Consider the following 26,301-nt stretch of genomic DNA (forward strand, 5'->3'; position numbering starts at 1 on the left):
ATCAGGCGTCTCCGTCATACCAGAAGGCATCCGGCATATAGACGCCGAGATAGGATGTGGGCTCGTAACCGAAAAGCGCCTTGTCCGGCACGTTTCGCATGCGTTTGACATGAACGACGGGTTGCAGCGCGCCGTTGACGATGCCGATGGAAAACACCTGCTGCGTATAAATACCCAGCATTTCCAGCCAGATGGCTTCACGCTCCTGTTCGGTAACGCTTCTGCGCCATTTTTTCAGGAGATCGAGCAGATGCGCCGCCTCCGGCAGATCGGGCTCCTTGCCCTCGCGGCCGCCGGAAAGATAGTGCACGCCCCAGACCGGCCATTGTAGCTGGTCGTCACCGGTGGGCGCGAGGCCGGAAGGCAGCATGTCGGGCGTCGGCACACCGTTGTCCATGCCCATCCATACCGACATCAGCACCTCGCCGCCCATAGCGCGCTTGCGGAAGACATCGCGCTGGGTGGGGCGGACGGAAACGGCAATGCCGATATGCCGCCAGTGATCCGTCACCAATTCCATCACGTCGGTTTCAAGCGTGCTTTCGCCTGTCGTTTCGACGATGATATAGGCCGGGCGGCCGTCCGGCAGGAGCCGAAGGCCGGCATTGTCCCGCTTGTCGAGACCGGCTTCATCGAGCAGCCTGTTGGCGGCCGCCCGGTCGAAAGCGCTCCAGGCGTCCGCAAATTCCTGCCGGTAAAGCGTGCTTTCCGGCAGAACGGTGTCGGCGCTTTCCTTTGCCAGCCCGTAAAAGCAGACCATGTTGATTTCGTGCCGGTTTATCGCGAGCGACAGCGCCCGGCGCACGCGCACGTCCTGAAAAGCGCTGCGCCAGACTGCGTCGGCACAGTTGAGGTTGGGCAGCAGCGCGATGCGCGAACCCTGAGAGCGCTTGTAGAGGTTCACCTTCAGGGGAAAGCGCTTTTCGGCATCCTTCAGAAAGGTGTAATCGGCGAAATCGAGGCCGAAATATTGCAGATCGCTATCGCCGGACGCCGTCTTGGCCGAGATGATGTCGGACGAAGTGACGTTGAGTAGGAAACGATCAAGATAGGGCAGTTGCAGGCCGTTTTCGTCGACCCGGTGATAATAGGGGTTACGCTCGAAGACGAATTGTTCGGCCGGCGGCGCGGTGGTGTTGCGCCAGGCATCCAGCGTCGGCAGATCGGGATTTTCGGGACGCACCTGCCGCGACATCTTGATATGCAGCCCGCTCCAGTCATCCGTCTTGTTTTTCTTGATCAGCTTGGCGAGCTTTTCCGCCGTCTGATATTTGACGTGGAACTGTTTCATATAGGCGGCGGGCAGGAACAGCCGCGCCGGTGAGGCCGCTGCGAGCTTCGCCAGAAAATCCGGGTTCGGACCATCCCAGGTATAGCGCACCGTCAGCCGGTCGATGACTTCGATAAGCGGCGGCTTGCTGTTGACCAGAAGTTCGATCGGCGGGCCGCCCTTGTGGATTTCCCTGTTGAGGGCAACGTCCTCCCAGAAATAACGGAAATCCTCGGAGGTGAAATCGCTGCCGTCGGACCATTTGTGGCCTTCGCGCAGCTTGAAGGTGAAGATGCGTTCTTCCTGAACGTCGTAGCTTTCGAGAATATCCGGATGAAGCTCGAATTTCTCGTCATAACCGACAAGGCGGGCATAGCTGCTGATCGGCATCAGGCGAATGTCGCGCTGGCCGCCAATGAGCATACGCACCGAGCCACCATGTTTTCCCGGCTCGCGGCCAAGCGCTTTCATGTCGATGACGCGCGGGTTTTTCGGCAGGCGTTCGGCCACCTCGGGCAATTCGCCCTTTTCCCGTTTTTCCTTGAAATAGGCGGGGTCGGTATAAGCGGCCCGCGCATAGGCCGGCAGGAAGACGGAGGCCAAGAGGGCAAGGGTGGTGCGACGCGTGATCAAGGGCGAAGCTCCCGGATATCGGCATTGCCGTTTGCAAGCACGAAATGGCCTTCGCCGAGATCGGCGGAGATCATGTCGCCATCACCCTCGTCGCGGAACTGTTTGCCCCAGTCGAATTTGCCCGTCGCGCTGATCTTGCCGATGGTGCGGAAATCGAGCGGGCGGTCGAGATCGGGGAAAGGCACGGCCGCCAGAAGGGATTTCGTATAGGGATGAACCGGAGAGCGCATCAGGATTTCGCGCGGCGCCAGCTCCACGATGCGGCCTTCGCACATCACGGCCACGCGGTCGGCCATATAGTCCACCACTGCGAGATTGTGGGAGATAAAGAGATAGGTCAGCCCGAGATCCTGCTGCAAATCCTTCAGCAGATTGAGGATCTGCGCCTGCACCGAGACATCGAGGGCGGAAACGGGTTCGTCGCAGATGAGAAGTTCGGGACCGAGCGCCAATGCCCTGGCGATGCCGATACGCTGCCTCTGTCCGCCCGAGAAACTGTGTGGGTAACGGTTGAGCGCGCTTTCTCCGAGCCCAATGGCCCTGACGAGATTGCGCACTTTTTCCGCGCGGTATTTCGCATCGCCACGTCCGTGGATTTCCAGCGGCTCGCTCAGGATGTTGCCCACGGTCATGCGTGGAGACAGCGACGATATCGGGTCCTGGAAGACCATCTGTATCTTCGACCGCAGCTCTTTCAGGTCTCCGTCCCTGGCATTGAGGACATCAATGTCGCCTTCAGGCCGGTGAAAGGTCACCGAGCCTTCATCCGGGCGAACGGCGCGCATGAGGATTTTGCTGACGGTGGTTTTGCCGCTGCCGCTTTCACCCACCAGCCCGAGGCATTCTCCGCGGCGAATTTCAAAACTGACGCTATTGACCGCCTTGGTGGCGTTGGCGTCGCCCTTGCGGAACCAGCTTGACTTCCGGGTCGTGAACGTCTTGCTGATATTGTCCACGGTCAGAAGCGGGCCGGGGGTCTTGTTCACCGCGGCGTTTTTTTTGCCGACGAGGCTTTCGTGGTCAATGTTGATTTCGCGAAGCGCCTTCAGCCTTTCGCCGGGCTTCATGTCGAAATGCGGCACGGCGGCCATCAGGCCCTTGAGATAGGGGTGGCTCGGCGACTTGAAAATGTCGTCGACCGTACCGGCCTCCATGATCTCGCCCTGATAGATCACGGCGACCTCGTCGGCGATATTGGCCACCACGCCGAGATCGTGGGTGATGAGCAGCATGCTCATGTTCAGGCGGCTCTGCAGATCGCGCAGCAGCTTGAGGATTTGCGCCTGTATGGTCACATCCAGCGCCGTCGTCGGCTCGTCGGCGATCAGAAGTGCGGGGCGACAGATCAACGCCATGGCGATCATGGCGCGCTGGCGCATGCCGCCCGACAGCTCGAAGGGATACATGTTTACGACCTTTTTGGGTTTGGAAAACCCCACGAGGTCGAGCGTTTCATGCATTTTTTCCGCACGTTCGGCCGGTGACAGGATGCTGTGAATCCTGAGCGCTTCGTCGATCTGGTTGCCGATGGTGTGCAGCGGCGAGAAAGACGTCATCGGCTCCTGAAAGATCAGGCCGATGCGATTTCCGCGTATCGAACGGATTTCCCGGCCGTCCTTCGGCAATTGCAGCAGATCGACAGGGCCGGCCGCGGCATTTTCCGGATCGGTGAACAGCACGCGGCCATTCACGCGTGCCGTCTTGGGATGGATGCCCATGATGGTCTGGCCGATGACGGATTTTCCCGAGCCGGACTCGCCGACGAGAGCCGTGACTTTTCCCGGAAGAATGCGAAGGCTCGCGCCCCTGACGGCATCTATGGTGCCGCCCATGAGAGAAAACGAGACCCGCAGATTTTCAATACGAAGCAAATCTGCGCCTGCGCTCATGCCAAAGGGTTCCTTGCCGTCTCTTTATCGTTGCCTTGTGACAATTTGCTCAGGAGGGCTTAAATCCACGTTATCGCAGGGTGTGTTGTCTGTCTATGCCTCTGAAACATCGAATTGTTTAGCGAATTCAAAGCCGGCTTCCGAAACACGACGGCTTGCCTGACGCCTTTTGTTTGGCGATATGTTAACGAGCGTTTCTGGATGAGGATCCATGTCCGACAAGAAATATTACGATGCCCAGCTGGATAAGGCCCGGCAGTTGCAAAATGGCGGTCAGTATGCGGAAGCCAATGCGCTTCTCTTATCGCTGGTTGCAGCAAAGGACGGCCACCTGATGGGTGAGCAAACGGTGCTCGGCCTGCCGCGCCGGCTGCACGCGGCACGGCTGCGCCTCGCCAAGGCCGAGGGCGATATGGTCGCGAAGATCGGTTATCAATATACGCTTGTTCCACCCCCACAGGTGCTGGAGAAATATGCGCGGTTTTCCACGGAAGAACGTCGCACGATCAGCCTCAAAAGCCGTGAAGATGTGCCAAGGCTCATCCACCAGATATGGATCGGGGAAAAAGCCCCGCCGGTATCGGTTGAGGCATGGGCCGCCCACGCTTCGAACCATGGTTACGACTATCGGCTCTGGCGGGAGGCCGATCTTGAGCGGGAAGGCGTGTTTTCGAACGGCGTCTTCAAAACCATGCTGGACAAGGGCGATTATCCGGGCGCGGTGGACGTGGCCCGTTATATTCTGCTGCAGCGGTTTGGCGGTATCTATCTCGATTGTGACTGGTATCCGGCGCGGGACGATGTGAGTTTCGATACATTCCTGCCTCTGGCGGGGCTGACGGCGTTTGACGAAAAAACGCCGCGGGACACGGGGCAGGGCAGCATGCTGCTTGCCAATTCCTTCATCGCTGCGCCCGCCGGACATCCGGTTTTCAGCAGGATGCTGGAAGCCTTTCCCGGGATTATCGAAGACATGCCGCGCGCGCCTGCCTGGTGGTCGACCGGCCCCTTGATCTTCACCATCATCGCCCGCGCGGGAAGTATCAGCCTTGCGCCGGCGGGGTTCGTTGCCGCGTCCCTTCCCGACCGCGCCCCTCTTGAGACCGTGGAAGCGGTCAGGCGGGAACTTTCCACCAAGGCGAGCGGGTTGCTGATCGCCTGGAAATCATGGTGAGATGTCGTCGACGAGGTCTTTCGAAGAACGCCAGCGGGCTGCGGGATGTTCGGTGGTTACCTCAAAAAGCCGCCGCAGAAAGCGCCAGACATTGTCGTCATGGACGAGATGGTGGGTGAGGATGCCGGTGGTGCCGCCGTTTTCGGCGGTCGCCAGGATGCGGGCGGCGGTCTCCGCAAAGAGCACGTCCTCGTTACGGCCACCGCGACTGCCGTGCCAGTCGATCACATCGACATGAGTGTTCAGGCAGGGCGGCAGGGTGCTTTTCTCCGGGCCGAAAACGGATAGGGCGCGATATCCGAGGCCCGCGAGTGCCTTCACGATACCGGCATCTATGCGGTTCCAAGGCGGCACGAGCATCGGCACCAAACGCCCGCCATGCAGGTCGTGCAATTTATCCAGTCCGGATTGCAATTCATCGAGAACGAGAGCCGGATCGCGATGCGATCCGAGTTCCTGTTTCTTTTCCTTCTCGCCGGCATAACTCGTATGGGACCAGCCATGCACGGCGACCTGGGCAATGTCCCACACATCCAGATGCCGTGCGAGCTTATCGGTCGTCATCTCGGGAATGACCGCGAGCGTGACCGGAGCGGAAAAGCCGCCGCAAAGATCGAGCAACGTGTCGAGCGCGGGCGTCGGCTCCACCGCATCGTCGTCCCGGAGCCAGAGATCGGCGGATATGCCGCGCCGCCCGCATTCGTCCAGTGCCGCAACGAGTTTTTCCAGACTCATGATCTTCGCGCCTTTGCTTGCAGCAGGATATGGTTCAGTTCTTTTGCGGCATTTTCCAGAGACCGTTCGTCCCTCACGAATTGCCGGGCCGCCTGTGCCAGTTCTTCGCGCTGTCTGTCGTCGCCGAGCAGGGTTTTAATCGCCTCGGCATAGGCGGCTCTATCATTTTCTGGTGTCAGTAATCCTGTGACGCCGGATTTTACCACCTCGGGGACGCCAGCCACTTCTTCGGCCACAACGGGCAGGCCGGCAGCCTGCGCTTCGAGATAGGCAAGACCATAGGCCTCGCCACGGCCCGGCCAGACATAGAGAGAGGCTTTTGAAAGGAGCATTGCGATCTCGGCTGCGGTTTTTTCCCCGTGCCAGACGAGACGGTGGTTGGGAAACGTTGTGAACATGGCTTCTACGGCCGTGCGTTCCGGTCCGTCGCCAACGATATCCAGCGTCCAGTCGAGATCCTGCGGCAACAGGGAGAGCGCTTCTGAAAGGGCGCGATAGCTGTCGAGCTTGTCACCTGCCCGCATCATGGCGATGGTGACGAGCCTTGCAGGTGTCGGCTGGGGCGTGTTCTTGAGAAAGGCTCTGGCATCGATGAAAGGCGGCAGCATGGCCCAGCGAAGGGTGGGCGAGGCCCGCACAAGCCCTTCACGATCCCGCGCGGTGAAGCAGATATTGATGGCGGCGGCGTTCAACGCGGCCAGCAACCCATCCTGAACCGTCTGCCATCCCATCCCATTCCGTTTCGGCGAATAAGATGCCTCGGCCGTGACATAGGGGATGCCGAAACGCTTCACCAGTTCCGGCCCGAGCAAGTCCGGAGCCTTGTAATAGGGGTGGTAACAAAACCAGAGATCCGGCACGCCATCCCGTCGCCAGCGCCGTGTGACGATCTCGATTTCGCGCTCGGCCTCATCGGCGACCAACGCCCTTGCCGGGTCATCGGGCTGTTTCAGGAAGCTGCGCAATTCCGAAGCGACGGAAAAATCGTGACCGCCCAACGTGATCGCCATCATCAGCAAACGGGCCATCAGCCGGTCACCGGAGGGAACGGGATGGTTGGGAGATTTGAGCGGCGCATAAAAGGCGATCTTCATGGCGACGGTTGTGCGTTGGCGGTGGCTAGGGCGTCAACCGGAATTTGAAAGGGCCGAGCCTTGACAGGTCCGTCATTCTTGCCCAACTGAAAGGCATCTTTTGCACATGCGCGGAGCGTGACACGCTTTGACTTCCCCAGACATTTCCCGGAACCTGCTTTCCAGCATTGAAAACAAAAGCGCCAAAGCGGGGGTGATAGGCCTCGGCTATGTCGGTCTGCCGCTTGCCATGACGATCGCCAGGGGCGGTTTCAAGGTTGTCGGTTTCGATATCGACCCCGGTAAAATTACTGCGATCGAGACCGGGCGCAGCTATATCGAGGCCGTTTCCGACGAGGTTCTGGCAAGTGTGAGACAGGATGACGGCTTTGTCGCCACCTCGGATTTCTCCAGGCTGGCCGAATGCGATGTCATTGCCATCTGCGTGCCGACGCCCCTAACGAAATATCGCGAGCCGGACCTTTCCTATGTCGAAAAAACCTGCCGCGATATTGCCGCTCATCTGCGCAAGGGACAGCTCGTGGTTCTGGAATCGACCACCTATCCCGGCACGACTGACGGGGTGGTAAAGACCATTCTGGAAAGCACGGGGCTTGTCTCCGGCCGTGATTTCTTCATCGGTTTTTCACCCGAACGGGAAGATCCCGGCAATCGCGATTTCGAGACCTCGACCATTCCGAAGGTTGTCGCTGGCGATGGCGAGGCGGCCGGAAAGCTGATGGCGGCATTTTACGGTTCGGTGGTCAAAAAGATCGTCCCCGTCTCGACAAATGCCACGGCCGAGGCGGTCAAGATCACCGAAAACGTCTTCCGTGCCGTCAATATTGCGCTCGTCAACGAACTCAAGGTCGTTTACGAGGCGATGGGTATCGACATATGGGAAGTGATCGATGCGGCGAAGACCAAGCCGTTCGGTTTCATGCCGTTTTATCCCGGCCCGGGCCTTGGCGGCCATTGTATACCGATCGATCCTTTCTACCTCACCTGGAAATCGCGCGAATATGAATTGCCGACGCGGTTCATCGAACTGGCCGGCGAGATCAATACCGGCATGCCGCGTCACGTCATCGGGCGGGTCGCGGAGGCGCTCGATATTCATTCCGGCAAGGCGCTCAGCCGCTCGAAGGTGCTGGTCGTCGGCCTCGCCTATAAAAAGAATGTGCCGGATATTCGCGAAAGCCCCTCTCTGAAGCTCATCGAGCTTATTCAGGAGCGTGGCGGCGAAGCGGCCTATTTCGATCCTCACGTAGCCGAAATCCCGAAAACCCGGGAATATAGCCACCTGATGGGCATGAAATCCGTGCCGTGGGACAGGCAGGCGATCGGCGCTTTCGACGCCGTTCTCGTTGCGACCGATCATGACAATGTGGATTATGCCGCTCTAAGCGAATGGGCGCCGCTTATCATCGACACGCGCAATGTTTTCGCGCGTCGGGATATAGCCGCAAAACACATCATCAAGGCCTGATAACATGAGCAGACTCGATAGTTTCATTCGCCGGCTGACCGCGCAGCGCGATATCCTCAACCATGTCGCAGCCGATCTCGATCTGCCGGATGAAGGCGCGCTTATGGAAATCGGCCTTGGCAATGGGCGCACCTTCAATCACTTGCGGGAATTGTTCCCCAACCGCCGCATCATCGCTTTCGACAGGGCCATGGGTGCGCATGCCTCCTCCGTTCCGGCACAGGAAGATCTGGTGATCGGTGAAATATCGCAAACCGCTCCGGCTTTCGTCGGCACGGAAGCGGCGTTCGTGCATGCCGATATCGGCACGGGCTATCCGGAAAAGGATGCGGTTACCCTCACATGGTTGCCCGATCTTGCGGCGGGCATGCTGGCGAAAGGCGGTCTCGCGGTCAGCGGTCTGCCTCTGGATCATCCCATGTTGAAGCCGCTGCCGGTGCCGGCAAGCGTGCCGACGGACCGCTATTTTCTCTATCGCAAGATTTAAGATCGGGCGCCCCACAGGTGTGTCGGGGCTATCTCATAAATAGCGCTCGCTCTCTTCTTTCGAAAGCAGGAAGACCTTCATTTGTGAGTTGCGGCCGCGGATGGCGATTTCTTCGCTTCTGAGATCGGCAATCTCCTGTCCCGCCTGAACGATGGCCGGTTCGGAAACAACGATGGCTGCACCGAATTCCTTGGCCTTGGATTCGAGCCTGCTTGCCACGTTGACGGTGTCGCCGATGGCCGTCAGGGTTTTGGCCGCGCCATATCCCATGACCCCGACGATGCTCGGACCGGAATGAATGCCGACGACGACTTCCAGACGGACGGCGAATTGTTTCTCCAGCCCCTCGTTCAGGATTGCTATATCCCGCAATATGGTCGCGGCCGCCTTCATGGCGTTGCGGCAGGCATGTTCCGCGTCCTCGCCAAGTCCGAAAAGCGCCATGGCGCCATCGCCGATGAATTTGTCGAGATGGCCTCCCGCCTGTTCGACGGCCTGGCCGACGATGGTGAAATAGCGGTTCAGAAGGAAGACGACATCATAGGGCAGTTTCGCTTCGGAAAGCGTGGTGAAGTTGCGCAGATCGCAAAAGAGGATGGCGATTTCTTCTTCCCGGCCGGGGCGGGCCGGTTGTGCATCGGCCGGCAGGTCGCTTTGCTGGGGCGGCGAAACGAGAAGGGCGATATCAATATCGCTGGTGGGGCGTAGCTGACAGCCGAGCCGGACATCCGAATCGGCATGGATGCGCCTCAATGTGGTTTGCTCGATGTCTCCCGGTGGCGGCAGCGGGCCTTTGCTGTTCAGAACCTTGACGCGACAGGTTGAGCAGCGTCCCTTGCCGCCGCAGACGGAGTAATGCGGAATTCCCGCAAGGCGGCTGGCTTCCAGAATGCTGAGCCCGGCAGGTACGTGTGCCTGCGCGCCATGTTCATAGCGGATTTCGATTGCCGTCAATCGTTGCCGAAAGCTGCGGACGCCACGCATAGCGAAAACCAGAATTACCGCGCCGACGAACAATGTCTCCGCCGTGCCGGTGATGAAACGGATCCGTGTTTCCATTTCCCGCTGCAGTGGCAGCTCGTCCTTTTGAATCGTATTGTCGGCAAGTCCGGGCGGAAGCGCGTATTTTTCATCGATTTCCGCCAGCCAGCGGCCGGCATCGCTGAAGCCCAGCAGCGCCAGGAGCGGCAGCATCACGGCCACCGTCATGAACAGCCCGGCTATCCGCGGATACCAGTCCCGGTAGCGCAGCCAGAAATAGAGGCCAATGCATCCGTGGACCCAGATCACGATCAAGGCGAGGCTTTGCCAGGCGCCCTGTATCGGGTTGTTGATCCACAGCCTGCGGATGACCGAGTAATAGCCGACATCAATGCCATAAAGCATATGCGACACACGGATATTGACGGCGTGGCCGATGATCAGGAACGGGATAGACAGGCCGAAGATGACCTGAAGCGCTTCGCGGAGCGGCATGCGCAGCGTTCTGCGCAGATAAAGCGAGCGCAGAACAAGACAGACATGCACCAGAACCGAACCGTAAAAAAGCAGGCTGCTGACGGGGTTAAGCCAGATCAGGCTGAACCATTTTCTTGCCCGTTCGGCGGTATCGATGGAGATGAGTGCGAGGGAGTGATTGAAAAGATGGGAAAATACGAAAGCAAATATGATGAGGCCGGATAAAATCCGGGCGCGTCTCAAATTGGTCTCCGAAAAGAAACGGATCATGCAAATCCCATCATGTGGTCATTCAGCGCAGAATCATCATGTAGTATGCGGTGGCACCCTTATTGCAGGCTGTCTCGTGGCAATATCGTGGAGCAATCGATCGGAAACGGTCAATTGTGCGTGTTCGAACGCCCGCATGGCAAGAGTTGTCGAAATCAGGGTTTCAAAAAAGCGGTCGGACAGGTCGACCTCGCCGGAGCCAGATTGCGTCAGAGCTCGATGATCTGGCCGTCCATCGCCGCGAAGGCGCCGCTGAACTGAGCTTTCGCCTGTTTTTCGATAGTGTCCAGTTCTTCGTCGCCGCGGCTTGGTGCATGGTGGATGAAGCCGACATTTTTTGCGCCGGCGTGTTTGGCGAGGCGGATCGCCTGTTGCCAGGACGAATGGCCATAGCCGCGATAAAGGCTCATTTCCTCATCGGTGAACATGGCGTCATAGAGGAAAAGGTCGACATCCCTGATCAGGTCGAGCACGGTTTCGTCCATATCGCCCGGCTCATGTTCGGTGTCGGTGATGATGGCGAGGGACTTTCCTTCCCAGTCCAGCCGATATCCGATGGCGTTGCCGGGATGGTTGAGCATTCCTGTTCTGATCGAAAGGCCGGGATGCACATCGAGCGTATCGCCCGGCATGAAGTCCCGCGTGTCGATTTTTGCGCAGCAGATTTCCAGCGGCACGGGAAACCACGGCGGGCTCATGAAGTCCTTGAGCATTTCCCGGGTGGTCATCGTGCCGGCGAGGTGGCCCGACCAGATGGCGACATCGTTGGAGCTGTTATAAAAGGGCTTGAAATAGGGGAAGCCGACAATGTGGTCGTAATGACAATGCGAGAAGAACAGGTTGACGTCGGTAATGCCTTCCGCCCGCAGCGCAAGGCCAGCGGGATGCAAGCCCGAACCCGCATCGAACAAAAGAACGTGATCGCCGCATCTCACCTCGATGCAGATGGTATTCCCGCCGTATTTTCGGAAGTTTTCACCTGAAACAGGAAGCGTTCCCCGCGCACCCCAGATCTTTACCCGAAAATTTCTATTACTTTCCCGACTTGCTGTGTCGGAATCGAACGCCATGACACACCCCAATAACAACGGAATCTTGCACGCTTTCCTCCCATGAAGCCCGTTGTCTCTATAGATTCTTATATCCGCTCGTTTCTGGCGGACGCCTTTACCCCTTATTCAGTCAGCATTTCATTTATATTGCAATAGTACGACATTTATTTTTCCAATATCGCCATTCAAGGTAGCAAGGAATTGTCGTTTATGTCCGGGCACCTGCCCGCGCTTTGCTCAGTTCCGCCGTCGTCTGGGTAAGGCGTTCGGCCAGAACGCGCATGACCTTGATCGTGATGTCGGGGAAATCGGACATGAGCTTGAAGAACTGTTCCTTGCCGATGCGCAGGGCTTCCACATTGGTAGAGGCGCGAACGGTCGCGGTTCTGACGCTATCGCAGAGGATAGCGATTTCGCCGACAATGGCATTGCCGGTCATTTCGGCCACTTTCAGCGTGCCCGATGGGGAATCGACCAGAACATCAACTTTTCCGGTCAAGACGACATAGGCCGCATCGCCGACATCTCCCTGACGAAACAGGACGTCGCCAGCATGATAGGACACCCGGTCGGATGCGAATGCCAGTAGTTTGAGCTTTGACGGTTCCATTTCCGAAAAAAACGGCACCCTTTTCAGCATCTGAATTTCGTCTTTAAACAGCATTGACTTACCCTGTTCTTGTTCCACCTCGGTCACCTTCTTGGATTTATGTTGCGACCATGTCCTTGAATGTACCGTTTTCCTCGGCGAGAGTCTCGTAACTTCCGTCGGCGGTGATCAGGCCCTGATGAACAACGATCACTCGCTCGAACATGCGGGAGAGCGTCGCGTTCGACAGAACCCATATGATCGACGGGTTATTGTTGTTCTGTTTCAGGAGTGTGATGACCCGCTCGACAATTTCCTCCTGTTGTCGGGGATCGAGGCCGGGAAGAGGGCGGTTGAAGACGTAATAATCGGATTTGCGGATCAGCGCCCGTGCCAGATTGAGCTTCTGGCGCTGGAGCGGGCCGAGCCGCTTGCCGCCCGCGCCGAGGTTGAAGTCCAGGCCCACCGCCAGCACGCGCTCATAGACACCCTGCTTGCGCATGACATCGGCGACGATGCGGGTGATGCGCCGCGAGGCGTCGGTGTAGCGATGGCTGACCTTGCCGAACAGGATGTTGTCCAGCAGGCTGGTAGCGCTCATATATTTGGTCGGATCGTAGATTTCGATCACGTTTTTCAGGCTGTCGGGCAGGTTCTCATGGAACATGTGCCGGACTTCGACGATCCGCTTCATGATCTCCGGCGACAGCAGGCCGAAACGCTGGCGAGGCTCGATGTAGAAGAAGCTGAGCCGCAGCATTGCGCGCTTTTCGCTTTCATTGGCCTCGTCGAAACTCCGGCTCTGAAGGCGTTGCAGCATCTGCTGATACACCGGAATGTCGTCAGGCGTCATGAAGGTAAGCTGCTGGAAGAAGGGGTGGTCTCCCGGCAGGTCGGCGAAGATTTCCACGATGTTTTCGGCAATCGTGTAACCCATCTCGAACAGGGTTTTCACGAGGCCGGTTTCGCGCATCAGGGAGCGGAAATAGTCGCTTTCGATGACGGTTCGGATTGTCTGGGAAGAATCCCGCATGGTGCCGAACAGCAGGTTTTCGCCGACCGTTGCCTCGCTGTTATAGCTTTCCAGTTCAAAGGGTGCGATGAGGCCGCTCAAATTTTCCTTTTCGAGCTCCGCACGCAGCACATGCCGCAGCTCAACGATGCGCGCGGCAAGATGCAGGTCGGTCAAAGGGTCGATCGAGGACCGCAGCGCAAACTCCAGAATATCCTGCGACAGTTCCACGCTGTCGAGGACGGCCAGAATGGCCTGGATGAGATTTTCCGGCCTGCCGTCGCCGGCCGGGCTCGAAGCGTAGTCAATCCATTCGCTGTTGATATCGATCAGCGGATTGCCCGCCATCTTTGCTTCGCGGATTTCCCACTTGCGATGTTCCAGCGCTGCCCCCTCATAGTTCCTGTCCGCGAGCGGGGCGTGTTTGAGGCCGTAAAGCAGGTTGTCCTTCAGGCTGGCGTGGAAGAAATAGCTGTCCGAGGACACATAGGAAATGCGCCGCCCGGTCAGCGATTCCGGCAGTTCCAATATGTCGACGTCGTTGATGCTGATCTTGCCCGAGGTTGGCCAGAGCGTGCGGCCGATTGCATCCGCCAGCGCCTCGGCGCCCGAGCCGCCGACGATGGCGATCACCTCGCCCGGCTCGACCTTCAGCGATGCCTGTTCCAGAAGCCGGCTGCCACTGTCGTCCTCCAGCGTCAGATTGGCGACGACGATCGGGGCGCTGATCGCCGCGACGGCGCCGGGAGACAGTTTCTGCACCTTTTCGTCGATCATGTTCGGGGCATCGAACTGCTCGAAGACCTGCTCGTATTTCACCTGCACGTCCTGACGCGCCTGATCCCAGTCGATCAGTTCCTTCAGCGGTCCGGGCAGTTCCTTATAGGCATTGATGACGGCGACCAGCTGCCCGACATCGAGGCTGCCTTTCAGTGTGAGATAACCGCCGAGCGCATAAAAGAAGAAGGGAGTGAGCTGTGCGAGGAAGTTATTGATGAACTTGACCAGAAACTTCCACTGGTAGAGATCGTAGCGGATCTTGAAGATGTCGCCGAGCCGGTGCGAGGCATCCGCGCGCTCGTAATTGGACGTGTCATAGGCATGGATGGTGCCGATACCGTCAACCATTTCGCCGATGCGTCCGGCAAGCTGGCGGGCGCTCAGCTGCCGCTGGCGGCCAAGCTCGATGAGGCGGCGGCGCATTTTGGGAATGATGCCCACCTGAATGGCAGCCATGAAAGCCGCGATCAGGCCCAGCCAGAAATTCTGAACGAGAATGAAGAAGAGCGCGGAGAGCGCCTGGCCGCCGAGAAGGGCCGGCTGCACGAAGGCGTCGCCGGTAAATCCGCCGAGCGGCTCCACCTCGTCCTTCACCATGCTGGAGATTTCCGCGCCTTTGACCCGCTTGAAATGGGAGGGTGGGAACCGCAGAATCTTGTCGATGAGTTCGAAGCGGATGCGCCGCAGAAGCCGCTCGCCAAGGCGGCCCTTATAGGTATTGATGTAATATTTGAAGAGCCCGTTGATGATGACAAGCGCAAGGAACGTCAGGCTGAGCGCCATCAGCATCGACATGCGGTTGAGCTCGAGCCCGGGGAATAATGTCACGGTGCCCCAGTAGGGAATATCGACCGTGAGATGCATGAAAAGCTGCGTCGCATTCGCCCCTTCGAAACCGTCCCCCTGAATTGGGCCGTTGACGATCTGCTTGGGCAGATCGAAGGCGAGGAAATAGGGGATCATCGACAGGGCCACGATCAGCAGAATGAAAAGCTGCTGCCGCCTCGTGTGCGACCAGATATAACGCGTAAGGCTTTGTTCCATATAAAACTTCTATGACCTGTCGGGCGTGGCCCGGCGTGTTGGTTTGCGCGATGTCTAGACGATCCGGTGGCCGGGTGGCGCAACCTCCTCCTGCAAATAGGTATGGGACTCGCTATTTATCAGTATATTCAAGCGGTTTCGAGTAAAATAGCGGCCCCGCCTGGACTTGCCCGCCATCCCGGCGTTCATTTTTGCACCGTACGGGCGGCAATGGATATAAATGCGACTATATTTTTAGACTTCTCTAATGTTGTTGTTTTTATTGTAGATCAGGCGGTAAGACGCTTCGATACAATGATCCCGTAATGGTTGAGCCAGGCACTGGCACAATGATGGCAAGGCGGATGGCGATAGATATTTCAGAGCGTACAGGCAGCGATCCGTCTCTTGATGCATTGTCGCTTTCCGGCATTGCCTCGAATGGGGCGGTTGCGCATCCGGTCTCTTTTGATGGGCTCACAGGGATTTTCCATCCGGCGCGCAAGGACGTCAGACAGCGCCATGCCGTTCTTTTCGTCAGCCCATGGGGCATGGAGGAGCTGTGTAGCCGCAAGTTTCAACGGGTACTGGCCGAGCGGCTGGCCGCTTGCGGTGTCGCCAGCCTGCGATTCGACTATCTTGGCGCGGGTGACGCCTTCGACCCTGATGATACGGGCCGTGTAGCGGACTGGATTTCCGACGCGCGCGTGGCGCTCAACTGTCTGAAACGTCTTTCCGGCTGCGCCGAAGTGGTCGTTGTCGCTCAGGGCCTCGGCTGCCTGATTGCTGCTCAGGCGTTTGCCGATGCGGCTGAAGTGGGCTCCATGGCGATTCTGGCGCCTGTCGTTTCCGGCCGCGCCTATCTGCGTGAGCTGGCGATGTGGTCCTCCATGATCGACGATGGCCTCGGTCTTCGGCCCGCGCAACGGATGACGGAGGCGGGATCGATTGCCGGCATGGCCATGCCTGCCGGTGTTGCGGATGCGATCAGGAAGGCCAATCTTTCAAATCTGACCGCTGCTCCGGCGCGCAGCATTCTGGCGCTCTCTCGGCCGGGCCGCGTAACCGATGCCGATTTCGCCAGGCATCTCATTGCGATTGGCGGTGCGGTGGAGGAGGCGGAGTTTTCAGGTTACGACGATCTCGTCTCCAGCCCTACGCTTTCGAAAATATCCGACGATGTGGTCAACCGGCTGGTCGATTGGGTGCTCTCCCAGACCCATGCCGAGAGTCCGGCGATCCCCCCGGAGGATTTCACAGTCAATGCCCCGCAGCGTGGGCGCGGTTTTGTCGAGCAGCCGGTCCAATTTGGAGAAGGCGGACGGCTTTTCGGTATTTTTTGCGGACCTGACGACCGGGAGGTGGTTTCTTCGGTTCTTCTGCTTGGCGCCGCCTATGACCGGCATGCGGGTTGGGGCAGGCTTTCCGTGCAGATGGCCCGTACATTGGCGCGCGAGGGGGTGGCATCGCTGCGCTTCGATGCGGCCAATATTGCCGACAGCCCTCCGGTCAAAAACGTGCCCGAGCAGGTTCTTTACGATGCCGCGCAGAATGACGACGTGGCTGCCGCGCTCGATTTTCTCGGCAAGCGCGGCAAGGGACCTTTCATTGCGGCGGGCCGGTGCAGCGGCGCTTATCTCGCCTTCAACGGTGCAATCGCCGATGAGCGGATCGACGCCGTGGTCGCGGTCAATCCGGTCGTCTTCCATTGGCGTAAAGGCCGCTCGGTGGATGAGGCCCTGCATAAACGCCCGCGTTCCTTCGGGGAGTACAGCCAGCGTTTTCGTCAGGGCGCGACATTCAAGCGTCTCATCAGCGGCGATGTCGATGTGGCAAGTGCGGGGCTGAACATCGTCAAGGCGACGATCAAGAGGCTTTCGACAAAAACGGCGAGGCTGTTCCGCAGGGGCAGCGAGGAAGGGCGTGCCGTCTATGGCGCGTTCGACAAATTGAAGGCGAATGATACCGCCGTTCATCTGCTCTACAGCGACAACGACGATGGTCTGGAGCACTTCCAATATTACTTCGACGCCAATGGCAAGGGACTGGCCGCCTATAAGAACGTGTCGCTGACCATTATTCCCGATGCCGATCACAATCTTTCAACGCCGGAAGCCAGACAAATCTATATCGACGCGGTGAAGCGGCTGGCTCTCGCGCATTTGCGGTAAAAATGCCTGGCCGTCATGCTTTAGAAGGAAAATCGCCGCCTGGAACCCAGTGACACGACCTCTCCGGAAGGAGGGGTTTCCGTCGCCGGGGTTTCCGGCAGGAGGCTGATTTTTCTTGTTTCGCCTGGGCCGAGATGGAACCAGTTTTCCGAGGCGTAATAACCCTGCACCTCGACATGGAGGGACTGCGCCAGCCGGTCCGTGCCGATTTCTAGAGACCAGTTGCCGTTCGTTTCACCGATCGCGACCTGAAGGTTCGCGGCGTGCAGCGCCTTTTTACGGCCCAGAGGGAAATGGAATGCGTCGGCGATGACGTGTCCTGTCGCAACGTCGCGAAGCCGGGCGACCGTTACATCATGGGACGGAGGGCCGAAACGATAGGCATAGGTCGTATCGAAAAAGGCCCCGAACAAATCTGTTGCGGCAATGGTCCGGCTCTGTCGCGGCGAAATCGTGAGCGGTCGTTTGGCGTGGACGACGGGTTGCACACCTTCGCGCAGGCAGGTCAGTTCCAGCATGGCTTCGAGGCCGTCGCAGGTCTCGTTGACGAGGTGTATATCCAGCCCGTTCGTGCCCTCATCGGAAAAAGTAACCTGAATGGGGCGGAACGCCCTTTTCAACGCGTGCCAGACGGATTTGGGCCTGCCGGTCGCATCGATGACACCCCAGCCTGCGCCGGGAACGAGATCCTGCAGGGTCCAGACCAAAGCGCCCTGACAGGAGGAGCCGCTGCGCCGCCATTCGGCGAAAGTCGCCTCCATGACCTCGGCCGTGGCGGCCCGGGACATGTCGAGATAAAGGCCGCCGTCTTCGCGACGCAGAACATCCGGTTCGACATCGTAGAGCAGCTTTAGATAATGGTCGCGAACATCCTCGAAATCCCAGGATGCCCCGCGATCGCGCGGTGCGCGTGCCTTCCATCGCGGATCGTGCACGGCCACGCCGGGTAGATATCTATCCAGCGTTTCCTGTTCGGGAATATTGGCGAAGGCGAGGCACTCGGCGGCGAAGCGCAGATCGGCGCGGCGCGCATCTTCCAGCGGGCGGCAATAGGCGCCCACGCCGTAATAATGGCCGACCCCGACGTTGGGAAAAAAGGGCAATGCGCCGCCGGAGGGGGAATTGGCGACATAGGCTGTGTCCGGCCGCTTCTCGGCAAGGAGTTCCGGAAGAACCTCCTCGGTGAGCGTTCCCTTCCATATCTGTTCCGGCAGACCGAGCATCGCGCCCTGCTGGTACATTTCACTGCCGCCGCAGAAGACGGTGAGCGATGGAGAAAGCGCGGTGGCTTCGAGGAACTGCGAGATTTCCGTGACGATATGCTGGCGCAGGCTCTCGTCCTTTGCCGGGTAATCGAAATTGGCGAGCATGGCGTCCTGCCAGACCATGATGCCGAGTTCGTCGCAAAGCGCGAAAAATTCCGGAGTCTCATAAGCCATGGTGCCGCCGATGCGGATCATGTTCATGCCGGCTTCCGCGGCTTTTCGAAGCCATGGCTCATAATCCGCCCCGGTTCCCGGCAGGCGCACAATATCGGCCGTTGTCCAGACCGCGCCACGGCAGAAGACCGGCTGACCGTTCACCGTGAGGCCGAAACCCTCACCGTCTTCGCCATGATCGATCTCGACCCGCCGGAAGCCGGTACGCCCCAGCCTATGTTGTTCGCCGTCCAATTCCAAAAGCGTGTCGTGCAGCGCAGGCCTGCCATGGGTGTGCGGCCACCATGTTTCGACTTCGGGTATATGGAGTTCGCCGGAAAACTTGCCGTTCTCATCCCTGGAAAGATCGGCGCTGTAACCCGCGCAGCCAAGCCGTGCCGATTTTATGGGCCGGTTGGTTTCCAGCGAGATGGCGACCGTTCCCGTTCCTGCCTCGTCCAGCGAAGATCGGAGCGTGCAAAGCACCGCGTCCTGTCTGATCAGACTGATGGGTCGCCATGGGCCGGCGGCGTGGATTTCCGGGCACCAGCCGGGCATGTAACCAAGTGCGGTGGTACGAATCAGCCGCAACCCCTGCGTATTCATCATCTGCGGCCGCCAGCAGGCGCGTGGACCGGTTTTTTCAAGCCTCGGCGCAAGCGCCCGGAAGCAGATGCAAAGCTCGTCCGCGCCTGTGAGTTCGACCGGCACTTCCAGCCTTTCGAACATGCTCTGGCTCGCGGCGATCAGCTCGCCGTTGAAGAAGATTTCGGCAATGGTGGAGAGACCGTCGAAGCGCAGGGTGGCGCGTTCGCGCGTTTCGGAAATCATCGTCAGCCGATACCAGGCATCCCTGTCATTGAGAGGCGCCGGGGCAAGGCGGTCAAATTTTCCAGCCGCTTCCAGAGCCTGCGCCACCGTGCCGGGAACGGAGACGTGAAGGCTTTCAAGCGATGCGGGAATATCGGACGGCGTCTCGCAGGCATCGGCGGGCGTCAGCGTCAGCGTCCAGCCTTCGCTCAGCAATTCCTCGCTTTCGCCGGGAAGATAAGTCCTCACGCGGCCTCGCTGGCATCAGTGAGTTTAGTCGAAAGCGCTTCCATCACACCATCCCACGCATCCGCTGCCGGATCGAGCACGGTGGCCAGCGCATCAAATTTGCGGCGCGTGACGGCGCGGGCGAGCTGGAACTGCACGGTCTTGGCAACCTCGGAAATCTTGAGCGCGTGGTCTCTTGCTTCAGAAAAACCCTCCGCGTCCAGCCATTCGAAGTGGCTTGCCGCCAGTTCGAAATTGGCGCCGAGCTGGCGCAGCGTGTTGAAGGCATATTTGTGGAAAAAGCCGAAGGGTCGGTCAGCGACCTTTTCCACCTGCGCCGGAAAAACGCCGGCAAAAGCACGGAGCGGGTTGGCGGAGGGCCGTCTGGAAAAATGAAACTTCAGGAGCCGTTCGGCCGTCTTGCGAATATGTGCGGGCGAGGGGCTGCTATCCGCGAATTTCGCAAATTCGGTATAGGGCAGGAATGGCGGGTCGGTCTCGGCCAGATGATGCTGGAACAGGCCGTCAAAATCTTCACCTGAAAGGTGGAAGAAGCCGGCGTTATGGAAATAGTCGAGTTCGCGCTTCGCGAGGTCGAGCCGGTTGATGGCGATGGTGGTCTTGCCATGTTCCTTCCGGTAGCCCACCCCATGGGTATCCGGCATATAGAAGCTGTCCATCTCGATCAGGCAGATGCGTCCGCGTGCGAGCTGCGCCTCGATGTGGTTTTCCACGCTGTCGAAGATCGCAAGTTCGGTGGCGCGAACGCCATAAAGCGCCTCGAGGTCTTCCAGCGGCACCTTGAAGAAGGTGAACTGGTCGCCTTCGAAATCCTGCGTGAGCGTGAAACCGAACATGGCTTCCGGCGGCAGACCTTTCGAGGCCAGCACCTCGATCCATAAATCGATGTAGCAATTGGTCTCCGGCCACATTCTCTCGGAGGAATGGAGCGGATGCTGCACATAGTTTCTGGGATCGAGACCGGGAAAAATCTGCCGCATGAATGATCAGCCCCAGAGCGTTTCCACGACCTTCGCAGGCCATTTCTTCACGTCGAGACCATGATGGGCAAACAGCGCCAGCGCGATGCGCTCAAGGCCGAAACCGACGCAGGCGGTGTGGGCGACATCGCCATTGGCGAGGTTGAGGCCCCATTTCTGGCCGAAGGCATCCTGATGATAATTGAAGCTCATGCAGGCCGTCGGGCTGGTCGTGGATGTGACCGGGATCAAGAGCTCGAATTTCAGGTTCTGGTCGCGCTGGTTGTTGGCCAGCATCTTGCCGGCGCGGCCGAAGAAGGGATCGTTGGCGACATCGATGGTGACGTCTAGCCCGACCGCTTTCATCATCTCCACGCCGCGATCCATCCAGGTCTGGCGGAATTCGGTGACGTCGGACTCGGTGCCCATGCAAACATATTCGCGCATGCGGAAAAGCTGCTGGCGGGCCGGGTCCTTGGAGGGTTCATGGCGGAAACAATAGGACTGGATGTCATAGAGACCGCCGCCGGCAGGCAGTGCGCCGCGCTTGGCAATCGTCGGATAAAGCGGGTAGCAGGCCGCCGGCGTCAGCACGATGTCGGTGGCTTTCTGGTCCTTGGTCCAGTCGCCGCCCTCGTCCATGGTTTTCAGCAGGCTGACATGGTCGAGCTCACAGCCGCAGAAGGAATGGACCGTGCCGGCGAGCTGCGGGAAGCTCTTCATATAACCGCTCTTTTCGAAATAGGCGCGGTTGATGCCGGGCGGAAAACGGATCGCTTCGGCGCCGTCAGCGCCGCCCGTGCGGTCGATCAGCCTCTCGAAGGCGGCAATGACATCCTCGAACTGGCCGCTGCGTCCATAAAGACCGTCCACACCGGTTTCAATCAGCAGGCCTTCTTCGAACAGTCGATCGAGAAACGATGTTTGCATGTCCATGGTTTTATCCCAAGAGGCTGGTGTCCTGCTTGTGAACCAGCAGGAGATTGGCGGAATTGCCGAGAATGCGGTCGTTGGAAATCATCAGGCGGGCGGAATGCGCGTCGCGCAGGTGGCGACCGAGGCTATAGGGCGTGCCGTTCTTGTAGCCCATGATGCCGCAGACCAGCATGGCGTGGTCGATGATCTCAAGAATGGTTTCCGAAGAGCAGATCTTCACATTGTTCATGGCGACGGCAAAGGCCATGGACATCAGTTTTTCGGGGTCGCTCTTCGTGTCCTCGTAAGCCTTGATGCCGGCGATGATGTTGGATTTCACGACCTGCAGCTTGGTGGAAACCTCGGCAAGGCGGATCGCGCCGGGAGGAGCGGTGCCGGGCGATTTGCGCGCTGCGGCTCTGACGAAAGACTGGGCGCGCAGCACGGCATCCGAGGCGATACCGTACCAGACGGCGCTCCACAGGAGATGCGAGCTTGCAAGCATGGATTGTGCGGCGATTTCCGCAAAGGGTTTCGGGAATATCTGCGCCGCCGGTGCTTCGCCACGAAACAGGAAGCCATCCGAACAGGTGCCGCGCATGCCGAGCGTATCCCACACATGGGTCTTTTCCAGCGTGTACTGGTTTTTCAGAAAGACCGTCATCACCTGATCGGCGGGCGCGGCATCCTTGTGGGCGCGCGAGGTGATGAGGATCGCATCGGCATTGCTGCCATAGGAAATGACGGTGGCGTCCTTTTCCAGCCGGCAGAAATCGCCTTCGACCTCGATTGCACAGATGGAGTTGCGCAGATTGCCGCCAATGCCGCCTTCGGTGGTGGCGGAGCCGAGCAGAAGCTGTTCGCTGGCGATGCGGCTCATGAAGCCGGCATGCCATGCGCTCGTCTCGCCGTGTTCCACCAGGCTGGATGCCTTGATATGGTGCATGGCGAAAATCATCGCGGTTGCCGAACATGCCTGACCGAGCCGGGCGCAGATATCGGCGATTTCCTGTAAGGACGCGCTTTCGCCGCCCAGCGAAGAGGGGACCTGGATGCCGAGCAGGCGTTCCTGTCGCAAGGCGTCGACGGCTTCCTGCGGGAAGCGGCCGGTGACATCCACCTCGTCCGCATGTTTGGCGGCAATTGCCGCGACACGGCCCGCGCGCGCGGACAGCGTTTCATCCTGCGGCGCTACGGTGACGTTCATCAGGCTGCCTCTTTACCATCCAGAATGAGCTTAACGGTGTCTTCAATGGCCTTGATGCTCGCAAAGGACTTGCGGTTCAGCAGATTGTCGGGGAATTCGATATCGAATGCTTCTTCGATGCCGAGCATCAATTGCACGGATGCAAAGGAAGAAAGGCCCGCCGCATAAAGATCGGCTTCATCTGCAATCGTATCGACAGGGGTTGGAAGCTGGCCGAATTTGGCCAGTATTTCACGAATAGTCGCGTTCATTCCGACGTATCTCCCATGAATTTCACATCAGGATGGTTTGTGCTTATCGTTACGTTGCAAACGATAATATTCGCCTAAACCGTTAGGTTAATTACAACTAACGGCAGCATGCGCCATTCCCGCACCTTTGCCAAGCATGGATCGTCGGCCTTGACAAATGCCGGTCGGTGTTTTTTGCTGTGGCCATTCACCAGGGGTGTCCCGTCAAGGGGCTGAGATTCTGCTTTCATGCGCAGTGACCCGTTGAACCTGATCCAGTTCATACTGGCGTAGGGACGGTGCAAAGACCGAAGGTCGGCTGGCGTGTGCATTGCGCTGTCGGCGCTGCGGTATTTTCCATCATTCCGGCTCGAACTGGGTCTCCACTGTCAAACTTTGGAGCCTCAAGATGAATATCGCTGCCAAGAATATCCCGTTGTCGGTTACTACGGGGCCGCATGCCGCCTCTACCAAAATCCACAAAGCCGGGATTTTACATCCCCATATCCGCGTGCCGATGCGCGAGATCGCCGTTCATCCAACGGCGGGTGAACCGCCGGTGACGGTTTACGATTCCTCCGGTCCCTATACCGATCCTTCGCATACCGTTCTGATTGAAAAGGGTCTGCCGCGTCTGCGTCATGACTGGATCGTGGCGCGCGGCGATGTCGAGGCCTATGACGGCCGGCACGTCAAGCCGGAGGATAACGGCTTTGCCACCCGCGAACGCCTGACGCCTGAATTTTCCGTGCGCCACCAGCCGCTCAGAGCCACGGCCGGTAAAGCCGTAACCCAGCTTGCCTATGCGCGGGCAGGTATCATCACCCCGGAAATGGAATTCATCGCCATCCGTGAAAATCTCGGGCGCGAGGCGGCCAAGGAGAAGCTGGCGCGCGACGGCGAAAGCTTCGGGGCGCATATCCCTGACTACGTCACGGCGGAATTCGTGCGTCAGGAAGTGGCGGCCGGCCGCGCCATCATCCCTGCCAATATCAATCATCCGGAACTTGAGCCGATGATCATCGGCCGCAATTTTCTCGTCAAGATCAATGCCAATATCGGCAATTCCGCCGTCACCTCCTCCATGGCGGAAGAGGTGGAGAAGATGGTCTGGGCGATCCGCTGGGGTGCGGATACAGTCATGGACCTATCTACCGGCCGCAACATCCACAATATCCGCGAATGGATCATCCGCAATTCGCCGGTGCCGATCGGCACGGTGCCGCTCTATCAGGCGCTTGAGAAGGTCAACGGCATTGCCGAAGACCTCAATTGGGAAGTGTTCCGCGATACGCTGATCGAACAGGCGGAGCAGGGTGTGGATTATTTCACCATTCATGCCGGCGTGCGGCTGCATTACATCCCGCTCACCGTCAACCGCGTCACCGGCATCGTTTCGCGCGGCGGCTCGATCATGGCCAAGTGGTGTCTGCATCACCATAAGGAGAGTTTTCTCTACGAGCATTTCGACGAGATTTGCGATATTTGCCGTGCTTACGACGTCTCCTTCTCGCTGGGCGATGGCTTGCGTCCCGGCTCGATTGCCGACGCCAATGACGCCGCACAATTCGCGGAGCTGGAGACGCTCGGCGAGCTGACGCAGATCGCCTGGGCAAAAGATTGCCAGGTGATGATCGAAGGCCCCGGCCATGTGCCGATGCACAAGATCAAGGAAAATATGGACAAGCAGCTGAAGACCTGCGGCGAGGCGCCCTTCTATACGCTCGGGCCGCTCACTACCGATATTGCGCCGGGTTACGACCATATCACCTCCGGCATCGGTGCGGCGATGATCGGCTGGTTCGGCACCGCGATGCTCTGCTACGTCACGCCAAAGGAACATCTCGGCCTGCCGGATCGCAACGACGTGAAGGTCGGCGTCATCACCTACAAGATCGCCGCCCACGCCGCCGATCTCGCCAAGGGTCATCCGGCGGCACAGGTGCGGGACGATGCGCTGTCGCGCGCGCGGTTCGAGTTCCGCTGGGAGGACCAGTTCAACCTGTCGCTGGACCCGGATACGGCGCGCTCCTTCCATGATGAGACCTTGCCGAAGGAAGCGCACAAGGTCGCGCATTTCTGCTCCATGTGCGGGCCGAAATTCTGCTCGATGCGGATTTCCCACGATATCCGCGCCGAGGCGCAGAAGGAGGGACTGGAGGCCATGGCCGCACGCTTCAAGGAAGGCGGTGAGCTTTACATGCCGCTCGCGACGCCTGCGGATGCCGAATAGCATGCGCGTTCTGGTCAAGGGAACGGGGGTCGCCGGTTTGACGGCGGCCTTCGAACTGGCGCGGACCGGTGTTACCGTCGAGGTTTGCGAGCGCAATGCCGAACCCTCTCGCGGCGCATCCTGGTATGCGGGCGGCATGGTGGCGCCTTGGTGCGAGCGTGAAAGCGCTGAAGCGGCGGTTCTGACGCTCGGTCAGGCGGCGCTCGATTGGTGGGATGAAGCGACACCCGGCCTTGTCGTCCGTAACGGCACGCTGGTCGTTGCGCCGGCCCGTGACAAGGCGGAGCTTTCGCGTTTCGCATCGCGGACCGCTGGCTATCGCTGGGTGGATGAGGGCGAAATCGCCGCGCTGGAGCCAGATCTTGCCGTGCGGTTTCGATCCGGGCTTTATTTTCCGGGCGAGGGGCATCTCGATCCGCGTCTTGCACTGAAATCGCTGCATGAACGGCTTTGCACCATGGGTGTGCAGTTCCATATGGGTATCCCGATGGATGAAGAGCCGTTCGACCGCGTGGTCGATTGCACTGGTTCTGCGGCAATCGGCGGGATTTCCGATCTTCGCGGTGTGCGGGGAGAGATGCTCTATCTCGCAACCCGGGAGGTTTTCCTGTCTCGCCCCGTCCGGCTGCTGCATCCGCGCATTCCGCTCTACATCGTGCCGCGCCAGCCCGGCCGTTTCATGGTGGGCGCGACGATGATCGAGACGGAAGATGCGGGCGCCATTTCCGCCCGCTCGATGATGGAGTTCCTGAATGCCGCCTATGCCGTGCACCCGGCTTTCGCGGAAGCGGAAATCATCGAGACAGGCACCGGCGTGCGCCCTGCCTATCCTGACAATCTGCCGAAGGTCACGCAGGATCGCCGGACAATTTTCATCAACGGCGCGCACCGGCACGGCTTTCTGCTGTCGCCGGCGATGGCGCGGCAGGCGGCTGAAATCGTCTGCCAAACTCTCTCTCAAAAGGAACGGGATCATGAAACTTCTGGTGAATGGCGACGAGCTTGATCTCGCCGCCGAAACGCTGGCCGGCCTGCTCGCCAGCCTCGAATACGATGGCGAGTGGCTGGCGACGGCGGTAAACGGTGACCTGGTGCATTCGGAAGAGCGCGCCGATTATAAGCTGAAGGCTTTCGACCGTATCGAAATCCTCTCACCGATGCAGGGAGGCTGAAAC

20 protein-coding genes and 1 riboswitch are annotated in these 26,301 nt (G+C 59.1%); of the genes, 7 read left to right on the forward strand and 13 right to left on the reverse strand.

What is annotated here, in order from left to right:
* Position 1: 1 nt before the first annotated feature.
* Positions 2 to 1,903, reverse strand: a complete 1,902-nt coding sequence (locus BTE54_RS10720) for an ABC transporter substrate-binding protein (protein WP_078052408.1) — start codon at positions 1,901 to 1,903, stop codon at positions 2 to 4.
* The gene (locus BTE54_RS10725) at positions 1,900 to 3,792 is read right to left on the reverse strand and encodes an ABC transporter ATP-binding protein (protein WP_078052409.1); all 1,893 of its coding nucleotides are present in this window, start codon (positions 3,790 to 3,792) and stop codon (positions 1,900 to 1,902) included. The genes BTE54_RS10720 and BTE54_RS10725 overlap by 4 nt, the downstream gene beginning before the upstream one ends.
* Positions 3,793 to 4,003: 211 nt before the next feature.
* Between BTE54_RS10725 and BTE54_RS10730 the strand changes: the two genes are divergently transcribed.
* A complete protein-coding gene (locus BTE54_RS10730; RefSeq protein WP_198939121.1) occupies positions 4,004 to 4,966 on the forward strand; it encodes a glycosyltransferase in 963 nt (320 codons plus the stop codon).
* On the opposite strand, the gene BTE54_RS10735 is transcribed toward BTE54_RS10730, so the two are convergent.
* Together BTE54_RS10735 and BTE54_RS10740 are read right to left on the reverse strand one after the other, a co-directional pair.
* The gene (locus BTE54_RS10735; protein WP_078052410.1) at positions 4,958 to 5,701 is read right to left on the reverse strand and encodes a polysaccharide deacetylase family protein; all 744 of its coding nucleotides are present in this window, start codon (positions 5,699 to 5,701) and stop codon (positions 4,958 to 4,960) included. The two genes, BTE54_RS10730 and BTE54_RS10735, sit on opposite strands and share 9 nt — an antisense overlap.
* A complete protein-coding gene (locus BTE54_RS10740) occupies positions 5,698 to 6,795 on the reverse strand; it encodes a glycosyltransferase family 4 protein (protein WP_078052411.1) in 1,098 nt (365 codons plus the stop codon). The genes BTE54_RS10735 and BTE54_RS10740 overlap by 4 nt, the downstream gene beginning before the upstream one ends.
* A 127-nt stretch (positions 6,796 to 6,922) precedes the next feature.
* Here BTE54_RS10740 and BTE54_RS10745 point away from each other — a divergent pair, with 127 nt between their 5' ends.
* Positions 6,923 to 8,263: a nucleotide sugar dehydrogenase gene (locus tag BTE54_RS10745; RefSeq protein WP_198939122.1), complete on the forward strand. Its 1,341-nt coding sequence runs from the start codon at positions 6,923 to 6,925 to the stop codon at positions 8,261 to 8,263.
* A gap of 4 nt (positions 8,264 to 8,267) precedes the next feature.
* On the forward strand, positions 8,268 to 8,750 hold the full coding sequence (locus tag BTE54_RS10750; protein ID WP_078052412.1) for a class I SAM-dependent methyltransferase: 483 nt from the start codon (positions 8,268 to 8,270) through the stop codon (positions 8,748 to 8,750).
* 33 nt (positions 8,751 to 8,783) lie between these two features.
* Here the strand turns inward: BTE54_RS10750 and BTE54_RS10755 are convergent, their stop codons facing one another.
* From BTE54_RS10755 to BTE54_RS10770, 4 genes are all read right to left on the reverse strand, one after another.
* Positions 8,784 to 10,478 (reverse strand): adenylate/guanylate cyclase domain-containing protein, encoded by a 1,695-nt coding sequence (locus tag BTE54_RS10755; RefSeq protein ID WP_078052413.1) that lies wholly within the window; start codon positions 10,476 to 10,478, stop codon positions 8,784 to 8,786.
* 209 nt (positions 10,479 to 10,687) lie between these two features.
* Positions 10,688 to 11,548 carry an MBL fold metallo-hydrolase gene (locus tag BTE54_RS10760; RefSeq protein ID WP_078052414.1) on the reverse strand — a complete coding sequence of 287 codons (861 nt, stop codon included), beginning with the start codon at positions 11,546 to 11,548 and terminating at the stop codon, positions 10,688 to 10,690.
* 190 nt (positions 11,549 to 11,738) lie between these two features.
* Positions 11,739 to 12,194, reverse strand: coding sequence for a cyclic nucleotide-binding domain-containing protein (locus BTE54_RS10765; protein ID WP_065656995.1), 456 nt, complete (start codon positions 12,192 to 12,194; stop codon positions 11,739 to 11,741).
* A gap of 43 nt (positions 12,195 to 12,237) precedes the next feature.
* The gene (locus BTE54_RS10770; RefSeq protein WP_065656996.1) at positions 12,238 to 14,955 is read right to left on the reverse strand and encodes an ABC transporter ATP-binding protein; all 2,718 of its coding nucleotides are present in this window, start codon (positions 14,953 to 14,955) and stop codon (positions 12,238 to 12,240) included.
* A gap of 344 nt (positions 14,956 to 15,299) precedes the next feature.
* Between BTE54_RS10770 and BTE54_RS10775 the strand changes: the two genes are divergently transcribed.
* On the forward strand, positions 15,300 to 17,105 hold the full coding sequence (locus BTE54_RS10775; RefSeq protein WP_198939123.1) for an alpha/beta fold hydrolase: 1,806 nt from the start codon (positions 15,300 to 15,302) through the stop codon (positions 17,103 to 17,105).
* A 20-nt stretch (positions 17,106 to 17,125) separates the two neighbouring features.
* Here BTE54_RS10775 and BTE54_RS10780 read toward each other — a convergent pair whose 3' ends face one another.
* From BTE54_RS10780 to BTE54_RS10800, 5 genes are read right to left on the reverse strand one after another with little or no spacing between them, the layout of a single operon-like run.
* Entirely contained in the window at positions 17,126 to 19,582 is a 2,457-nt protein-coding gene (locus BTE54_RS10780) for a glycoside hydrolase family 2 protein (protein ID WP_078052416.1), read from the reverse strand.
* Positions 19,579 to 20,562, reverse strand: a complete 984-nt coding sequence (locus BTE54_RS10785; protein WP_078052417.1) for a DUF1839 family protein — start codon at positions 20,560 to 20,562, stop codon at positions 19,579 to 19,581. Before BTE54_RS10785 ends, BTE54_RS10780 begins: the two co-directional genes overlap by 4 nt.
* 6 nt (positions 20,563 to 20,568) lie before the next feature.
* The gene (locus tag BTE54_RS10790) at positions 20,569 to 21,477 is read right to left on the reverse strand and encodes an amino acid--[acyl-carrier-protein] ligase (protein ID WP_078052418.1); all 909 of its coding nucleotides are present in this window, start codon (positions 21,475 to 21,477) and stop codon (positions 20,569 to 20,571) included.
* A 4-nt stretch (positions 21,478 to 21,481) separates the two neighbouring features.
* Positions 21,482 to 22,663 (reverse strand): acyl-CoA dehydrogenase family protein, encoded by a 1,182-nt coding sequence (locus BTE54_RS10795; protein ID WP_059759982.1) that lies wholly within the window; start codon positions 22,661 to 22,663, stop codon positions 21,482 to 21,484.
* Complete coding sequence (locus BTE54_RS10800; protein ID WP_003504852.1) at positions 22,663 to 22,914, reverse strand: acyl carrier protein; 252 nt, start codon at positions 22,912 to 22,914, stop codon at positions 22,663 to 22,665. Before BTE54_RS10800 ends, BTE54_RS10795 begins: the two co-directional genes overlap by 1 nt.
* A gap of 182 nt (positions 22,915 to 23,096) precedes the next feature.
* A riboswitch (TPP riboswitch) is annotated at positions 23,097 to 23,208 on the forward strand.
* Positions 23,209 to 23,302: 94 nt separating this feature from the next.
* On the opposite strand from BTE54_RS10800, the gene thiC reads away from it, so the two are divergent.
* From thiC to thiS, 3 genes are read left to right on the forward strand one after another with little or no spacing between them, the layout of a single operon-like run.
* Positions 23,303 to 25,126, forward strand: a complete 1,824-nt coding sequence (gene thiC, locus BTE54_RS10805; protein WP_078052419.1) for a phosphomethylpyrimidine synthase ThiC — start codon at positions 23,303 to 23,305, stop codon at positions 25,124 to 25,126.
* 1 nt (position 25,127) lies between these two features.
* A complete protein-coding gene (gene thiO / locus BTE54_RS10810; protein WP_078052420.1) occupies positions 25,128 to 26,132 on the forward strand; it encodes a glycine oxidase ThiO in 1,005 nt (334 codons plus the stop codon).
* Positions 26,101 to 26,298 carry a sulfur carrier protein ThiS gene (thiS, locus tag BTE54_RS10815; RefSeq protein ID WP_078052421.1) on the forward strand — a complete coding sequence of 66 codons (198 nt, stop codon included), beginning with the start codon at positions 26,101 to 26,103 and terminating at the stop codon, positions 26,296 to 26,298. The genes thiO and thiS overlap by 32 nt, the downstream gene beginning before the upstream one ends.
* Positions 26,299 to 26,301 lie beyond the last annotated feature (3 nt).

Source organism: Agrobacterium sp. YIC 4121, assembly GCF_002008205.1.
Taxonomy (GTDB): Bacteria; Pseudomonadota; Alphaproteobacteria; order Rhizobiales; family Rhizobiaceae; genus Agrobacterium; species Agrobacterium leguminum.

Excerpts from the sequence above, each read along its gene's own strand:
- BTE54_RS10725 (WP_078052409.1), bottom strand. The coding sequence starts at position 3,792 with ATGAGCGCAGGCGCAGATTTGCTTCGTATTGAAAATCTGCGGGTCTCG.
- BTE54_RS10730 (WP_198939121.1), top strand. The coding sequence starts at position 4,004 with ATGTCCGACAAGAAATATTACGATGCCCAGCTGGATAAGGCCCGGCAG.
- BTE54_RS10735 (WP_078052410.1), bottom strand. The coding sequence starts at position 5,701 with ATGAGTCTGGAAAAACTCGTTGCGGCACTGGACGAATGCGGGCGGCGC.
- BTE54_RS10740 (WP_078052411.1), bottom strand. The coding sequence starts at position 6,795 with ATGAAGATCGCCTTTTATGCGCCGCTCAAATCTCCCAACCATCCCGTT.
- BTE54_RS10750 (WP_078052412.1), top strand. The coding sequence starts at position 8,268 with ATGAGCAGACTCGATAGTTTCATTCGCCGGCTGACCGCGCAGCGCGAT.
- BTE54_RS10755 (WP_078052413.1), bottom strand. The coding sequence starts at position 10,478 with ATGATCCGTTTCTTTTCGGAGACCAATTTGAGACGCGCCCGGATTTTA.
- BTE54_RS10760 (WP_078052414.1), bottom strand. The coding sequence starts at position 11,548 with ATGGCGTTCGATTCCGACACAGCAAGTCGGGAAAGTAATAGAAATTTT.
- BTE54_RS10765 (WP_065656995.1), bottom strand. The coding sequence starts at position 12,194 with ATGCTGTTTAAAGACGAAATTCAGATGCTGAAAAGGGTGCCGTTTTTT.
- BTE54_RS10770 (WP_065656996.1), bottom strand. The coding sequence starts at position 14,955 with ATGGAACAAAGCCTTACGCGTTATATCTGGTCGCACACGAGGCGGCAG.
- BTE54_RS10775 (WP_198939123.1), top strand. The coding sequence starts at position 15,300 with ATGGCGATAGATATTTCAGAGCGTACAGGCAGCGATCCGTCTCTTGAT.
- BTE54_RS10785 (WP_078052417.1), bottom strand. The coding sequence starts at position 20,562 with ATGCGGCAGATTTTTCCCGGTCTCGATCCCAGAAACTATGTGCAGCAT.
- BTE54_RS10790 (WP_078052418.1), bottom strand. The coding sequence starts at position 21,477 with ATGGACATGCAAACATCGTTTCTCGATCGACTGTTCGAAGAAGGCCTG.
- BTE54_RS10795 (WP_059759982.1), bottom strand. The coding sequence starts at position 22,663 with ATGAACGTCACCGTAGCGCCGCAGGATGAAACGCTGTCCGCGCGCGCG.
- BTE54_RS10800 (WP_003504852.1), bottom strand. The coding sequence starts at position 22,914 with ATGAACGCGACTATTCGTGAAATACTGGCCAAATTCGGCCAGCTTCCA.
- thiC (WP_078052419.1), top strand. The coding sequence starts at position 23,303 with ATGAATATCGCTGCCAAGAATATCCCGTTGTCGGTTACTACGGGGCCG.
- thiO (WP_078052420.1), top strand. The coding sequence starts at position 25,128 with ATGCGCGTTCTGGTCAAGGGAACGGGGGTCGCCGGTTTGACGGCGGCC.
- thiS (WP_078052421.1), top strand. The coding sequence starts at position 26,101 with ATGAAACTTCTGGTGAATGGCGACGAGCTTGATCTCGCCGCCGAAACG.